The sequence below is a fragment of the Cupriavidus sp. CP313 genome, from assembly GCF_054072015.1.
This window is the reverse complement of the sequence record NZ_JBSVZB010000010.1, coordinates 183,661-197,878: the sequence shown is the minus strand read 5'-3', so window position 1 is coordinate 197,878 and position 14,218 is coordinate 183,661. Positions and strand designations below refer to the sequence as shown.

Genomic DNA, 14,218 nt, shown 5'->3' with positions numbered 1-14,218 from the left:
CTCACTTCACGCTGATCTTGCCGCCGTCCGCCAGGTAGACGGTGGTGCCGGCCAAGCGCGAAACCTTCACGCCATCGATCTCCGAGCCAACGGTCACCACGACCAGACCCTTGCCATTGGTAACCCACGCCTTCTCGGCCTTGCCCGTAGCCGGGTAGGTCGCCACCGTCCGATAGCCGCTCCAGCTCGACGGGTGCTCCGCCTCTGCCTTCGGCGCGCCGGTGCCTCCCGGCTTTCCGCGTACGACATCGGCTTCGTACGCAAGCTTGGTCTGTTGTTTCGCTTTGGCAGCATACGCCGCAGTTTGTTTGCGCGTGCTTTGATCAGTCGAAGTCGGCGCGGTCTGGCTCTTCGACTCCAGAGCAGCTACCCGCTCGGTGAGGGCTGCAATCTTGCCCTTGACCTCAGCGTTCGCCGCCTCGAGTGCAGAATCCCTGGCTTTTAGGTCGCTCAAGCCCGAGGCATCCGTCGACGGTGAAGCTACGACCGCCGGCTGCGCTGCCGCCGGCGCCGGGCCAGGCGCGATGGCGCTAGCAGGAGCAGGGCTCAAGTCGGACTTCGCTACAGCGATCGTGTCTGCAGCCGGCTGGATGTCGGGCTGCCGCGCCGCTTGCTGGGCAATGATAGGAGCGGCCGGCGCCGGTTGCCGCGGCGACTGACTTGCAGGTTGAGCCTTCACCACCGGCTCCGGCACGTACTCCTCTGCAGCCTGGTTCGAACGGCTCATCTTTATCGCCAGCCCGGAGCCAACGACGCCCACCAGGGCGACCGCCACGCCGGCGATCAATACATTTGCGGTGCGCTTCTTCTTTGCCTTCTCGGCCTCCGAGCCTCCCGGGCTCGCGGAAGCCGCAGCTGCGGCACCTCCGGCATTGTCAGCGCGCGATTGCGCGGTGGCCGCAACCGCCTCGCTTTCCCAATTCGGGTCCGAGGCCCAGGGGTCGTGGGATGGCGTGGCTGCAGTAGCCTGTGAATCAGCAGCAGCTGCTGCTGCAGCTGCCGGTTCCCGGTGTGTCGCCGGATCGTGAGAAGGCAGCGGGTCATCCCACCCGGTTGATTCAATCGTCATGCCAGAAGACATTCAATCTCTCCACTATCAATTGCTGGTGAATCAGCGAGGCCTACTGGCCGTGATCCTGTCAGTCGGCTGACATCACGGGTTGCCGGAAAAGCACACCGATCGCCGTCCGCGTGTCAAGCGTTCCCCGATTCGGGCGATTCGCATATCGCTGAGTCTCCCGCTCGGTAAGCTGCATGCTCTTCTCGATCCCCTTGCCGATACCCTGGTCCATCGCCTGGCTGGCGGATGGCGCTGGCTGCTGGACCACAGCATTGCCATTGACCGTCGTCCCGCCCACCACCACGGTGCTCGGAATATAGGTTGTCGGCGTCGTACCGCGCGCCGTGAAATACGTGGACGCGCCCGCAAGGCCAGCGACCAGCACGGGCATCACAAACCGCGAAAATGGCCGGTGATCGATGTCGGCATTCAGTGCATCCGAGGCGGTTTGCTCGTTAAGCAGTACAGCATCGACCTTGTAGGACTTACCCTTCCAGTTCATCGATGTCATGTGCGCGCTGACGTCCTCGCCCTGCGCAGATAGCACAGCCTCCCCGGTTAAGAACGCACCATCAAGTTTACCACCAACAATATACGCCGAAATATATTTGGTTCTGTCTGTGTCGACAGGCGAAGCCAGTTGGCCTGGGAAAATCTCCAGGCCCGCAACGATCTGTGTGCCCTTCGCTGTGGGTGTTGCCCCGGCGGCGCTCCCGGCTTCAGCAACGGCCGCGGCTGTAGTCGTCTTCTCAACCGTCGTGATGGCTACCGCCACGCCCTTGGCTGGCGCCATCGAACTGACGATTGTGGCGAGCTGGCGCTCCAAGCCCTTCTGGATATGCTCCAGCTCCGCTTGACGGGTGTCGCCGGAAACCCCGGGGCTAGCTTGTCCGGTCACCTGAGCGGCACGCGCACCATACTGCTGATAGGACGACGAGCCAGGACCTTGTCCTTGGCCTTGGCCCGGATCGGGATTCCGGGCTCCGACCGGCTCTTTGGGCCCCAGGTCGGCGGTATCGCCAAGATACATTCGGCCTTCCCGACGAGCGGCCTGCGCCTCGTTGTGCTGAACGTACGCGATCCGCTCCTTCATCGCGGGGCTCAGGTCCTCGACATCCCTGTTGCGCTGGGAACTGGCGGGTGCTGCAATCTGGCGCAGGTCGGCGGTTGACTCTGGCTTCTGCTGCGACTTGTTGGCCACCATGGCTACGGCCGTCACCAGGATAACGCCGCCGAGGATCGCGCCGCCGATGATCAGCAGATTTCGTTTGGCGCCAGCATCCAGCGGGCGCCGCGTCTTCTCTTTAGTATCGGTCATTGCTCTTTTGCACTCATTTTCATGACACCTGCCTTATCGCCACCACCGACACCGGGAGTCAGCCCCTTGATATGGACAGCACGGATCTGGCCGTCCACCGAGACGCGAAGTACTGGCACAGCGGGCAGCTCATAGACCGTCGTGCCGTCAGATGACGGCAGAACCTGGTAGGGGCCGGGAGAGGCCACCATGGCTTGAGTGCGTAGGATCAGCCGGCCACTGGGGTCTTGCCACGCCAATGCAAGAGGTAGATCCTGGACTTCGAGACGCCGGGCCCCATCCGGGGTCTGGCCGTAGAGGTAATTCTCCAGACCACGCTCCGCAATTCCCACGCGCGCAAGGCCACCCGCGAGCCGTGCCGGGGCGTCAGGCGAGCGACCGGGGACGATCAAGTCGGCGCGGTAGTCAATCTCGCTCTGGCTGGGAACCACGGTGAACGTGAGCGGCGTCGCCAGCCCCTTGAGCAGGACAGTCACGGATCCAGAAGCGTGGTCCGAGTTGCTCTCGACCGTCACCACGTGCGGGCCCAGCTGGGTAACCGTCATGGCCTGCTCATAGAAATTGCGCGCCTTCTCGATTGGCCAGGGATTTCCCGACGAGTCGAGAAAGCTGACCGTTGCACCCTGGCCGCGGAAGATCCGCACAACCGGGGGCGTCGCGCCTGGAGAAAGGTCGACCACAAAGCGCGAGGCGATCGGCTTCGCAGTGTTCTTTGCCGGCGCGGTCGCGGCGCCGGAGCGCTTGTAAAGCTCCTCGATGAGCGCTCGGGTCGTGGCAGCATCCATCGGCGCAGTTTGATCCAGCGCCTCCTTCTTCAGGTCAAGCTTCGGAGACGGAAGGGGCTGCGCGCTCACAACATTGGAAGTTTGGCCGCCGCTGCCGCCAGCCTTTTGTTGCGCGTCCATAGTTTGGACGCCAGCGGCTGGCGGGGTTGGCTGGTTGGACTGCGTTGCCGGTTGAGTGTTCGTTGCCGCGGGCGGCGCCGCCGGGCCTTGCGCCTGAAGCGCTGCGGCATTGCCAGCCGCCAGCGCCAGAGCTGCGGCTACGGCCGCGTAGACACGCGGATACTTCATGAGGGCGATACCCGCGCCTTGCTTACTGGTCATCTTGTCATCCCGCGTATGTCACTCGAAGAGAGCACCGCCGCTGTCCTGAATTCGCATACGCATCAGTACCCACGCAGTGACGACGCCCAAGGCGAACTGCGTCGGGGCGGTTTCCATCGCGTCCAGCAACCACGAGCGTGGGCCCGCCTGGACGCCGATTGCGATCTTTTCGAGGTATTCCCCATGTTCCTGATCGAGTTGATCGAAGAGCGTCGCGCCTTGCGTTGCAGCATGCCGGCCAACCTCCAGGAGGGGCCCGGTAAGGTCCGGTCCCAGTTCGAGCTGCACGTACTCGCGGGTGATGGCTGGCATGCGCTTGATCATAGGCTTGCCCTCACCTGTGTGAAACAGCAGCATGCCGTGTACCAGACCGACAGCTAGATCGGACGGCGCTGAGACTTGCACCCGTTCCAAGTCGCGCTGCGTCCTTGCAACCCTGATCTGCAGTCCGCCGACAGAGCGCAGCCACGTCGAGTGCGCCTCGTCGGCAAACGAACTCTGCAAGCGTCCGATTGTCTCTGTTGCCCCAACCTCGTCCCTTAGTCTTTCAATGTCGCCCACGAAATAGTCGACGTCCCGCCCGATGCCCTTTTCTAGCAACCGCACCGTACTTCTCCAATTGGCTTATTGTTCTTCTTCGCAGCGCCGTACCCAATATGGCGCTGCACCCTTGTCTCCCCGGCCTCTTAAGGCGCTATCGCTTCTGATATGGCGCTAGCTGCATCGAGTCGATTGCGACTCCTCGGGTGTTTTCTTCTAGTGGTACGCGCACCACCCGCACTGTGGCCAGCCGCTGCAATGGCGCGAACGATCCCGATTGACCGTTGTAATAGAGGGTGACCGGCGCCTGCACATCCCACGTAACCCGTCCGCCGGCGAGGTACGGCCCACGTGCAACCGTGGCAGGCTCGGTCACGGACGCCATGACCAAACGTCGCTCACGCAGATCCTTGAAGAACGGATCGATTGCCGTGGCGTAGGCCTTTCCACCAAGCTCCGTGTAGCACGGCATGGCGTCATTGAAGGTTCGCCTGTAGTTCACGAAGTCATGCGAAAAGGAGCGCCGCACACACTCGTCAACGGTCGAGAGCATTCGAGTTTCTGTGACAAATGCTTGATCCAACGGCACCGTCTTGATCACTGCCCCGGTGTCACTAATTGCCACGACGTCGGTGCGGCCTTTCATCAGCCGGATAAGCAATGCGCCATCGATCAACAGCAACGTCAAGGCGATCGCCACCGTGATGATTAGAGCCGTCAGAAGCTTGCCGATGTACGCGGCGTCACTGGTACCGTTCTCGCCCGGTCGACCAATGACGACCGCGAGGGCCGACTCTGCGGCGGCGAGCGCGGGATTTTTACGGGGCGCGAAACTGGAGGGTTGCATCGTCACTTACTCTTTCACTTCAGCCTATCGGCGTTCTTCTCTACCCAGGCGCGATTCGCTTCCCGAACTGGCCCGGTGTAGACCGACTTTGCGCCGGCGTTGTTGCAGCTCAGCGTGTCCATGGGCACTACCCAACCGCTACCGGAAAGGCCGACCAAGCGGGAGCATTGGGCGCCAATGGCCAGAAGCAGGGTGACCTGCGCTACGAGCAGCACGGCGATCACGATCAGCGTGACTCGGATAGAGCGAGCCAGAATTGGCGCGATCCATTGTTGGGCCTGCGCTCGCGAAAGTGTGACTTCGGTGTTCATTGCAGCTGATTCCCCGGCAAGGAGACCGCATGGGGTTGGCTTGGGCCCTACCCGCGCGGCGTCCGTGAGACCCAAGACAGGCGGAGGCGTGAGCTTGCGGACGTCAACATCAGAGCGCGCGGCTTCGTACGCGGCCTCGAATCGCTTCGCATATCGTTCAAACTCAAACCCGTTGCTTGGGTCAGGGATTTCCTTGCAAACGGTCGCCCAGCCGCCGAGGTGAGAGATCGCCTTGGCGACTTGCGGGTTGTCCAGGTTGGGGCTGCGGTATGGACCATGCCTCTTCACAGCTTGGACAACGTGATCTAGCGCCAGCCGCGGGGACACAGCGCTAGCACTGCCCGCGTCATCGCAGTCCTTCCCTGAACAGTTCGACCACTCATCTCAACCTCCCCAAGAAGACCCTTACGTCAGATGCTCCCGGGTAGGAAGCAGAGTTGCGCGGGTTAGTGGCATGCCGATATATTTGGTAGCACACCATTAGTGCGCAATATATCACTAGCAAAACTTGAGTGCAACCTTTCGGACACGAGAGACCTGATGACGACTTCCTTTCGATTTCCCTCTCAGTTCGCTGGCACAAAGTCGGCCGCTACCGGGCGGATGCCAAATCCGGAAACGACAATGACGACGCCGAGTCCTGTGCCTAGCCATGGGGCGGGCAAGGAGATGACCGGCGCGTTTTCGCCCGCTCCGTTTGGAATGCTCACCGTGATTGGCATCCCAACTGAAGTCTCGGACTCCCCGCCGGCTATCCGCTTCGGCACGCTCGCGGTCACCATCACCCCCGAAGATCTCAGTCAGATCCGGGGGGCGCTTGCCGGCGCGCCCGACAGCGCGGTGTTTGCCGTGTCGGCCGCGCTCTGCGGCGGCCAATGGAAAGCGCTGAGCTGCGTGCCAACGGTCGCCGCTCACCTTCCTGGCTCACCGGCGGTGGAGGCCCAAAGGCCCAGCGCCCCCGAGGCACCTCCGTGCACCCAAACCGCCACGCAACACGCTCGCCAACACTTGGCCCAGGACGAGCTGACTGGCCGCGGTGCCGGTAGACACAGCGGCCAATCGGCTCCCCGATTCACGACCAGAAATCCGATTGCCAAGTCAACGGCGGCATCGGCTGCTGCCACATCTTCGTCAGTCTCGTTTGCCCGGCATGCGTCTCAAATGGATCGCGCCCCTATGCCACAGACCCAGCTTGGCGAGATCGAGGACCTCGACAAGATTCAGGACATTCCCTATTGACTGCACGTCATATCGGCAGGCGATCACGGTGACTTAAGTGATGTTTAAGGCAGATTTATGAATTTCTTTCCGAGTTGAAAACATAGCGATTGCATCTGACGCCATATTCGACCCGCCGCCGCCAATGGAAGATGACGGTGAGACCGTCGAGCACACTGCTCGCATCGCGAGCCATGGCTTGACGGCGCCTTCCGCTGACGCGCTTACCGCCGTGGAGAGCGAGCGCGTCGTTCTGTCGCGGGTGCTCCGCAGTAGTCCGGACTTGGCGTTTGCTCAGCGGTTGGTCGGGTTGGTCGGTGAGGAGGACTTCTCGCTTCCCGCACATCGCGCGATTGCGCATGTGGCATCCAGCCTCCTGGAAGGTGGTCACTGTCCCTCACCGACCGCGGTGCTGGCCAGTGCAAAGGCCAAGGGACACGACGTTGGCGGCGTCGAATACCTGGCGCAGCTCGTTGCTGACCCAGTCTGGGCCAGGGCTGACGAGGCCGTTGTGCTGGCTGACGCCGCCATCGTGCGGGACCAAAGCGCGCGCCGCCGGATTCGAGCCAATCTACTTGGCCAGGTGGCGTCACTTGGCGGTCGCAGCGTCGAAGAGATCCTCGGCAGCGTTGTAGACGAGGCTACCGGCCTGGCTGACCGGCAGGCCGCGGGCGCCGGCCCGCGGCACATCAGCGGCGTGGTCGAGGAGATAGCCGACGCCGTGCTCTCCGACGAGCCGCCCACAACGGCCGTCTCCACCGGCTATCCCCCACTGAACGAGGCGCTGAACGGCGGGCTGCGGGATGGTGAGTTCATTCTCATAGGTGGCCGGCCATCCATGGGGAAGACCCCTTTGCCCTCAATCTCGGCCGGAACATCGCGGTGAATCGCGAACCGCTCCGAGGAGGCGGCCGCGCTGTCGTGGTTTTTTCCTTGGAAATGGGGGCCGCGGCGCTGGGCATGCGGGTCGTTTCCAGTGAGTCGGGCGTCCCGCTGCGGATGCTGCGCAGACACCACCTGCCCGACGAGCAGATCAATATGATGGCCGACGTCATGCACAGGTTCACCTACGACCAGGGGATGCGCCTTTGGATTGACGACCGGCCATCGCGGACCCCCGAGGATATCCGCACCGCGGCCCGCCAGTTCAAGCGCGAGCATGGTGAAATCGTCGTGGTGCTGGACTACCTGCAGATCGTTGCCCAAAGCGGCCGCGGCCGCGAGGACGAGGGGCGGCATGTAAGCCGGGTATCGGCGGGCCTCAAGCAGCTGGCCAAGGAACTGAACTGCCCGGTGATCGCCATCTCGCAGCTGAACCGCTCCCTCGAGCAGCGCGCGAGTAAGCGGCCAATCCTCGCGGACCTGCGTGAATCCGAGGACGCGGACATCATCCTATTCCTGTACCGAGATGTCATCTACGATCCCAACACCCCAGATCCCGATGCGGCCGAGGTGATCATCGCCAAGCAGCGCGACGGCGCGATCGGACCGTGCATTCTTCGCTACCACGGCGACGTCGGTCGGTTTGCCGCAGAGCTATCTGACTACTAGCCCCCCACAAGTGTGGGACCTACATCCGCCCCGCCGTTGCATACTCTGCACTTGGCGACACCCATATGCGACTGGCAAGTTTCGCATTAGACTGAGCATCCGCAATAGGTTAAAATGGCGAGGCTACCCCTTTGGTGGGGGGTTAAGTTTTCGCGCGTCCGTCCGATGGCGTGCCGCCTCAACCGGCCGAGGCCAGCTCTTGACGCAGCCTGGTAAGGTCTCAACCAGCAGACTTGGGACTTGGAAAGGTATCTGACGGGCGGTTGAACCGTGCAACACTCAGGAACTAAATGTCTCAGAAGAAGGCGGAAGCCAAGCGCGACGAGGGGCAATTATCGCGTATTCAACGACTAATACGCGATTATCGTTCCAACGAGAAGTTGTTTCGCCCGCTCACGAAGCAGGAGGTTGCCGAGCGAATCGGCAACCTGCCTCACCGTGCGGCCCTCGAGAATATTGAGCGCAAGCAATCCGGTGAATTCGATACGCTGGGTTTGCAACGGCTCAACACTCAGACCGTCCTCTTCATGCTGGGTTTGACGCCGAACCAGAGCATCAGCTATCAAGAGTCCGAAATTGCGTCTGTTGAGATGGAGATGTTGCTCTATTGCTACGAGGCCAAACCCCGACACATGTCGCTCGCCCTGCAAGGTTGGCACATGGACGACTTTATCGCCTACATTTACCGCGATTTTCTACTCCTGGCCGGCGTAGCAAGTTCGTTGGCCGAGTCGTCCATGCACGCGAAAGAGTATTTGCGAGCTGCCAGCCGCCCCACGCTGGAGGATAAGGCTGGGCGGATTCGAGTTGGCATTGCCACGCGCGTCACGGCAATGTTTGACCGACACCAGACGAGCTTCTATCGCTGGATGGCGCCTGAGTCTGGCCTGAGGGAGCAGCGCAATCTCATCGCGAAGCTACTGGAGCCGGACGACGACGCCGGGTACACCTGGGGGCGCCTTGCGCACTATAAACAGGTCCGAGAAGACCTCTACGAGCTTTCTCGTTTCTGCTGGGAGGCGCGCGGCGTGGACATCGACGAGAAGGCCTTTCCGCCTGAAGACCCTGCCTTCCTGGAGCAACGCCCTGTCCGTAGGGCAGCAGCCCAGCCTCGGGCTCGGAACATCGGCAAACGCGCTGCTTGAGCGATCAGATTAAACCCGTAACAGCCAAGGCCAAATTTCATGGATACCACCGAGACCCGCCGCGCTCAAGCGGAGCGCGCTGCTGCAGCTCAAGCCGCCGCCGCAATTGGCACAGCTCGTGGCACTAGCACGAGGGAAGAGGCACCGCACCTTGCGCGGTTCGGCTGTGTGCGCTTGGTGATGACCAGTTTCGCGCCGGAGGACAAGAAGATCCGCGGCGTCTCGCTAAAGCACGCTTCGGTACCCCTGTTGGACGACCAGGTCGAGCTCGACGACGCCGACCCGACCGCGAATGTCGCGCGCTACCGCGCTCGCAACGTCTTGACGGCCGTACCAGCCAAGAACCGTCTGAATATCCAGATGGATGCGAATCTGTACGCGAGCAGTCGGCAGATGTCCTTGCACGTCGCCCATTTGCAGTATCGGATCATGGATATCGAAGAGGGACAGCAGAAGGAAGCGGACATCCGTGCCACCAGGATTGCCAAGCGGGGCGGCAATGAGCTGAACAGTGATACCCGCATTAGCACCTGGGACGTCATGCGCAGCTGGGCCCGGATTAAGCCGCTCGATCTCACGCAGCTGCGGGTGCTGGAACTAGGCGACGCGCCCAAGGATATCCTGGCCTATCTGCATCCCTACCTGGTCAAGTGGCTCGACGAGGCCGGCTACGATGGGCCTGCGGTGGTCGCCGAATATAAGCCCTGGGGCACTCGGTACTGCAACCTGCTCGCGCGGGACTATCCCTTCATTGCGCACCGGATCTTCAAGTTGATTCCCGATATGCGGGTCCTCACCCACACGGCGCGAATCTTTGATTCCAAGATCGAACGCAGCGTCTGCTCGTTCCGCTACGATCCTGCCCTGATCGAATCACCTTTCATCCTGGACGCACCCCACATCCCTGTCGAGGTTTAAGAAGTCCGCAGATCTAGCCCGGCCCTCTTCGGAGGGCCTTTTCATTGGCAGTCCGCCGCGCGCTCGGTCGTGGCGCCTTTGCCTTCCCCCCTACTAAAGTTTGGTTCGCGATTGCCGACATAACAGGCATCCTCTCGTGCGCCCCGAAGGGAGGCTCCTTCGCCTTATCAGGGTAAGAAGAAATTTGCGTGGGTCACTTGTGGATCGATATTCTGATCTTACTGAACCCCCCAACAACAAGGAAAAATCATGAAGAAGAGTCTTGTCGCAGTGGCTGCCCTCTCCGCCCTCCTCGCGGCATGTGGTGGCGGCGGTGGTGACGGCGGGGACAGCCCTGCGACCACTCCGACCACGCCGACCACTCCGACCACGCCGCAGGCTCCGACGTCCGTCCCGCCCGCAACCAGCGTTCCGACGCCAACCTATGGCGCCGCAGATCAGCGACTCTCCGCCTTCGATGCCCTGAACACGCTCCGCCAGAAAATGGGCGTTGGCATGCTCAAGCAAGATGCTGTGCTGGATCTCGCCGCAGAGAACCATCTCAACTACGCGAAGGCCAACAACACCACCTCCCACCTTGAAACGCAGGGTTTGACGGGCTTTACCGGCGCCAATCCTTACGACCAGGTTGTCGCGGCCGGCGGTAGCAAGAACCAGTGGATCGGCCAGGAGCTTGGCAAAGCGGGATATATGAGCGGAGCCGAGTGCGTAGGGTCATTCCTGCATTCGATTTATCACCTGCAAGGCGCAACGAGCGGTCAGGAGACTGTTGGTATCGCATTCCATGACAACCTCTGCGTGATCAACTTTAGCGTTGTCACCGGTGCAAATGGCGGTGGTTACGGTCTGCCGCAATGGGGCGGCCAGCAACTGGCTGCAAACGCAGTAGCCTACTACCCGCTCGACAACGATACCGTTGTGGGTTCCTTCACGCCCGCAAGTGAGTCGCCAAATCCGGCACCCGACCTGGCCTCGGCAGGTACGCCGATCATGTTCCGTGTGGGCGCGCCCAACGCGAACGATGTGCTGACGGTGAGCTCCTTCACGCTTACCGGGCCGGGCGGTGCCTCGGTGCCTGTACGCGTTCTGGTAACATCGACGGCGCAGTCTGGCTCGATGTCCGGCGCGATTGCTGACTCGAACCTGTACGCAGGTGTCGTTTTCATGCTGCCCACCGCGCCCCTGGCTGCTGGTGCGTACACGGCTACCTTCGCAGGCGCTCGCAACGGTGTTGCGATCAGCAAATCGTGGAGCTTCAAGGCGTTCTGATATAGCCGATCCTAAGTTCGACGCCAAGAATGAGCAAGGCCCGCACTATGCGGGCCTTTGTTATTCCTGCTCAGTTGATCCACATATTGTAGTTCAGCATATCCGCCTCCCTCTATTTCCTACAAACTTCGTACACGCCGAGTCCCATGTTGTTGCCATTGCTCTGGTAGCTTTCCTTATTGGCGCCGGTGCGATATCCACTCGCGTCGATGCCGGCAACCGCCTGAGCGTTAAGGTCAGGCCACTCCATCCAGCCCGTCCACATTTGGGAGGCGACGACGCTGCCACCCCAGAGAATTTGGTACCCCTTGCCTTCACAGCCACCATCTGCTGTACATTGCCCCATATCACCGATAGCGATGCTATAGACATAAGGCTGATACAGGCACGCCGGCGGTGGTGGCGGCGGTGGGGGTGGTGGCGGCGGTGGTGGCTGGTTAATCGCACACCAGGGCATGCCGTTGGGCCGCCGTTCCCAATGCTGGTCCGCGCGACAGGTAGCTACTGTCATCGGAGGCGCCGGCAACTGGATCAGCTCAGCCGAGGCGTTTGGCGTCCATGTAGAGCCCGCGGCAAGAGCCACTGCCAGCGTCCGGAATGCATTTCGCACAGATATCCCTCCTATTGTTCTTAGTACGAGCAACCGGTGGTTACAGTGCCTACCAGTTGTCCCCCAATCGCACCCACATCATTTCCCGAGTACCAGGCGGCCGGAGACACGGCACTTGCCTGCGCGTACCAATATGTGCCGTAGTCGTTCAGCCAGAAGTAGACGCCTTGGATCGGCGGCAACACGTTCCCGGTGACGTTCACCATCTGCTGCTTTGGCGTGTAGAGCGCCCACGCCGTTCCGCCCGGACAGTAGTCCTTCCCGATCGTCACCCCGTCGGTAACGTTATCGAACTTGCGATTGATGGTCATATTCCCAAAGGCATTGCGAAAAAGCCTCCAGACGCCGCCGCGGCAGATATAGCCGCGACTGTTCACATCACTCATCACTTGATCTGCAAGCGAGCACGGTGCGCCGTCATAGATCCCCTCTAAAGCGTTGCCAACCGGTTGCCACTTACCATAGCCGCATACCACCAAGCTAGCCCACGTGTTCTGGTTCCGGCGCACCGACGCTTCTTGGCTACAGGCCGTGCCGGGAACGGCAGCAGCATAGAGATAGCTGTCCCTGTTGACCACCGCATCTTGCGTCGTCATCCGATTGGAAATCGTCGCCCGGGTAGCATTCACGTCCTGGGTCTGAACTGTAGTGGCTGTAGCCGTCTTGGCATTGTTGATATCCTGATTGTTCATGTCGATCGCTGTGTTCATGCGATTCAATTCAGGACGACCAGGTACGGCATTGCGCCATAGATAATCACCACTTCCGTCGCCGTCAGACGAGAAGAGTGCGGTTGCAATATGGCCAGCGCCAGGAGCCATGCCAAAATCACTGGCCAGCGCGCTCCATTGCCCGTCAGGCGCCTTGATCAAGTTGGCGTTGCTTGGTGCGATATAGCCACCGACGCCTCTTTGCATGCGAGCGATCCGCTGTGCGTTCTTTGGGCTGATGGTGGATCCACCAGAAGTGACGACAAGCGCCTCAAGCTTGGTTGCAGTCGCGCTAGGTCTGCGCACGACGATGTTGAAGCTTTGACCATACGGTGTGGTCGCACTCACCCCAGACGCAATGTAGCCGGCGTTCCGGATCGTCGCAAATGGGATGGATGTTGGCGTCGTACCGCTAAGCGCGGCCGTCACCGTCCCGATGTTGTCGTCGAGGTATTTGCGGGCCCCCTTGGCCACCAGCAACTGCTGATCCGCCGCGCTGCGGTTTACCAGCTCATCGGCGTAATCACCCAACATCGGCCACATCATGCCGAGTACGGAAACGATGATCGTCAATGTGACGGTCATCTCGATCAGAGTAAAGCCTCTCGCGCGGCGTCGACCAGGCCGGTTCCTCTTGTTGATCATGCTGTCTTGAGTACCTGATTGGTTGCGCCGCGGCGGGCCTGGTGCTCGATATCGTTTTCGAGGGTCTGGAGCTTGTTGTCCCGAATCTTGCTGCGAATCGCCAGGCCATCCTCACCGATGCACGACAGCGCCCGGACCGACAGCTGGCGCCCACCATTGGGAAGAATCAGCATGGTCTGCCAGATCACCATGGCCACGCCAAGCGACAGCATGTATCGCATGCTCTCGCTACTAGTACCTCCCTCGCCCGAGGAGGCCAGGATCGCAAGTTTCTCAAGCGCCTGCGATGCCGATCCGGCGTGAATCGTCCCGAACGTAAGCTGCCCGCTGGCCGATGCTCGGACAACCTCTGATGCGGCGGCACTATCACGGATCTCGCCAACCACAACCATATCGGCTTGCATTCGCAAGGCCCGCAACAGCGGCTCCCGATAGCCGCCGCTGAGTCGACTGGCGGGGAACTGGAACATATACCCGCCGCCATGGGCTCCGGACAGTTGCTGCTCGATTGGATCCTCCACGGTTACAGCGACTCCGCCACTCATATGCAGGCGCTGGACGACGGTGCTGAACAGAGAAGTTGACTTCCCTACCCCCGGCTCACCCGCGAACAAGACCAAACCCTTCAGATTGCTCGAAAGCAGATTCAGGCCTACGTGCCGCGGTAACCCCAGATCCCGGAATGGCTTGAGTGTGCGCTGGAACTGCCTAAGCACGAAGAGCACCGCACCAGTATGGTCTGCCTGCGCTGTTACCCGATAGAGCCGATTGTCTTCAACGATGCTGAACTCGGGCACCTGGGTCTCACTGTACGTGGCCTGGCAACGACCACGGATCTCATCGAGCTGCGTCTGTAGCTCGGGCGGCGCAACGTCCACCAGCTGACTTGAACCGGTCAGATTCTTAAGCAGCGCAACCTGCGGATGCAGGTACAGATCAAGGAAGGTCAGGTCCCCAAGTCTCATGTCGT

Annotated in this window: 14 protein-coding genes; 6 read left to right on the top strand and 8 right to left on the bottom strand. The window is 61.1% G+C overall.

Translation table 11 applies throughout. From position 1 onward, the window contains the following. Position 1 precedes the first annotated feature (1 nt). The 6 genes from ACW4E8_RS16450 to ACW4E8_RS16425 form a co-directional block, all read right to left on the bottom strand. Positions 2 to 1,081 (bottom strand): hypothetical protein, encoded by a 1,080-nt coding sequence (locus ACW4E8_RS16450; protein WP_456805479.1) that lies wholly within the window; start codon positions 1,079 to 1,081, stop codon positions 2 to 4. Between the two features lie 58 nt (positions 1,082 to 1,139). Next, positions 1,140 to 2,378, bottom strand: a complete 1,239-nt coding sequence (locus tag ACW4E8_RS16445) for a DotG/IcmE/VirB10 family protein (protein ID WP_456805478.1) — start codon at positions 2,376 to 2,378, stop codon at positions 1,140 to 1,142. Beyond that, entirely contained in the window at positions 2,375 to 3,484 is a 1,110-nt protein-coding gene (locus tag ACW4E8_RS16440; protein ID WP_456805477.1) for a DotH/IcmK family type IV secretion protein, read from the bottom strand. The genes ACW4E8_RS16445 and ACW4E8_RS16440 overlap by 4 nt, the downstream gene beginning before the upstream one ends. Positions 3,485 to 3,502: 18 nt before the next feature. Beyond that, a complete protein-coding gene (locus tag ACW4E8_RS16435; protein WP_456805476.1) occupies positions 3,503 to 4,090 on the bottom strand; it encodes a hypothetical protein in 588 nt (195 codons plus the stop codon). Between the two features lie 88 nt (positions 4,091 to 4,178). Then, positions 4,179 to 4,871 (bottom strand): DotI/IcmL family type IV secretion protein, encoded by a 693-nt coding sequence (locus ACW4E8_RS16430; protein WP_456805475.1) that lies wholly within the window; start codon positions 4,869 to 4,871, stop codon positions 4,179 to 4,181. A gap of 14 nt (positions 4,872 to 4,885) precedes the next feature. Beyond that, positions 4,886 to 5,182 (bottom strand): hypothetical protein, encoded by a 297-nt coding sequence (locus ACW4E8_RS16425; protein ID WP_456805474.1) that lies wholly within the window; start codon positions 5,180 to 5,182, stop codon positions 4,886 to 4,888. A gap of 624 nt (positions 5,183 to 5,806) precedes the next feature. Between ACW4E8_RS16425 and ACW4E8_RS16420 the strand changes: the two genes are divergently transcribed. The 6 genes from ACW4E8_RS16420 (at position 5,807) to ACW4E8_RS16395 (ending at position 11,283) form a co-directional block, all read left to right on the top strand. Beyond that, positions 5,807 to 6,421: a hypothetical protein gene (locus tag ACW4E8_RS16420; protein WP_456805473.1), complete on the top strand. Its 615-nt coding sequence runs from the start codon at positions 5,807 to 5,809 to the stop codon at positions 6,419 to 6,421. 124 nt (positions 6,422 to 6,545) lie between these two features. Continuing rightward, the gene (locus ACW4E8_RS16415; protein ID WP_456805472.1) at positions 6,546 to 7,286 is read left to right on the top strand and encodes a DnaB-like helicase N-terminal domain-containing protein; all 741 of its coding nucleotides are present in this window, start codon (positions 6,546 to 6,548) and stop codon (positions 7,284 to 7,286) included. Next, a complete protein-coding gene (locus tag ACW4E8_RS16410; protein ID WP_456805471.1) occupies positions 7,283 to 7,951 on the top strand; it encodes a replicative DNA helicase in 669 nt (222 codons plus the stop codon). Before ACW4E8_RS16415 ends, ACW4E8_RS16410 begins: the two co-directional genes overlap by 4 nt. A 290-nt stretch (positions 7,952 to 8,241) precedes the next feature. Continuing rightward, positions 8,242 to 9,096 (top strand): hypothetical protein, encoded by an 855-nt coding sequence (locus ACW4E8_RS16405; RefSeq protein WP_454740395.1) that lies wholly within the window; start codon positions 8,242 to 8,244, stop codon positions 9,094 to 9,096. 39 nt (positions 9,097 to 9,135) lie between these two features. Continuing rightward, a complete protein-coding gene (locus ACW4E8_RS16400) occupies positions 9,136 to 10,014 on the top strand; it encodes a hypothetical protein (RefSeq protein ID WP_456805470.1) in 879 nt (292 codons plus the stop codon). A 249-nt stretch (positions 10,015 to 10,263) separates the two neighbouring features. Further along, positions 10,264 to 11,283 carry a CAP domain-containing protein gene (locus ACW4E8_RS16395; RefSeq protein WP_456805469.1) on the top strand — a complete coding sequence of 340 codons (1,020 nt, stop codon included), beginning with the start codon at positions 10,264 to 10,266 and terminating at the stop codon, positions 11,281 to 11,283. A gap of 630 nt (positions 11,284 to 11,913) precedes the next feature. Here the strand turns inward: ACW4E8_RS16395 and pilV are convergent. Then, positions 11,914 to 13,248 (bottom strand): shufflon system plasmid conjugative transfer pilus tip adhesin PilV, encoded by a 1,335-nt coding sequence (pilV, locus tag ACW4E8_RS16390; protein WP_456805468.1) that lies wholly within the window; start codon positions 13,246 to 13,248, stop codon positions 11,914 to 11,916. Further along, entirely contained in the window at positions 13,245 to 14,213 is a 969-nt protein-coding gene (locus ACW4E8_RS16385; RefSeq protein ID WP_456805467.1) for an ATPase, T2SS/T4P/T4SS family, read from the bottom strand. The genes pilV and ACW4E8_RS16385 overlap by 4 nt, the downstream gene beginning before the upstream one ends. Positions 14,214 to 14,218: the final 5 nt, after the last annotated feature.

What these genes read in the sequence shown, in the direction of transcription:
- ACW4E8_RS16450 (WP_456805479.1), bottom strand. Translation starts at nt 1,081, where the DNA reads ATGTCTTCTGGCATGACGATTGAATCAACCGGGTGGGATGACCCGCTG.
- ACW4E8_RS16445 (WP_456805478.1), bottom strand. Translation starts at nt 2,378, where the DNA reads ATGACCGATACTAAAGAGAAGACGCGGCGCCCGCTGGATGCTGGCGCC.
- ACW4E8_RS16440 (WP_456805477.1), bottom strand. Translation starts at nt 3,484, where the DNA reads ATGACCAGTAAGCAAGGCGCGGGTATCGCCCTCATGAAGTATCCGCGT.
- ACW4E8_RS16430 (WP_456805475.1), bottom strand. Translation starts at nt 4,871, where the DNA reads ATGCAACCCTCCAGTTTCGCGCCCCGTAAAAATCCCGCGCTCGCCGCC.
- ACW4E8_RS16425 (WP_456805474.1), bottom strand. Translation starts at nt 5,182, where the DNA reads ATGAACACCGAAGTCACACTTTCGCGAGCGCAGGCCCAACAATGGATC.
- ACW4E8_RS16420 (WP_456805473.1), top strand. Translation starts at nt 5,807, where the DNA reads ATGACGACGCCGAGTCCTGTGCCTAGCCATGGGGCGGGCAAGGAGATG.
- ACW4E8_RS16415 (WP_456805472.1), top strand. Translation starts at nt 6,546, where the DNA reads ATGGAAGATGACGGTGAGACCGTCGAGCACACTGCTCGCATCGCGAGC.
- ACW4E8_RS16405 (WP_454740395.1), top strand. Translation starts at nt 8,242, where the DNA reads ATGTCTCAGAAGAAGGCGGAAGCCAAGCGCGACGAGGGGCAATTATCG.
- ACW4E8_RS16400 (WP_456805470.1), top strand. Translation starts at nt 9,136, where the DNA reads ATGGATACCACCGAGACCCGCCGCGCTCAAGCGGAGCGCGCTGCTGCA.
- ACW4E8_RS16395 (WP_456805469.1), top strand. Translation starts at nt 10,264, where the DNA reads ATGAAGAAGAGTCTTGTCGCAGTGGCTGCCCTCTCCGCCCTCCTCGCG.
- pilV (WP_456805468.1), bottom strand. Translation starts at nt 13,248, where the DNA reads ATGATCAACAAGAGGAACCGGCCTGGTCGACGCCGCGCGAGAGGCTTT.
- ACW4E8_RS16385 (WP_456805467.1), bottom strand. Translation starts at nt 14,213, where the DNA reads ATGAGACTTGGGGACCTGACCTTCCTTGATCTGTACCTGCATCCGCAG.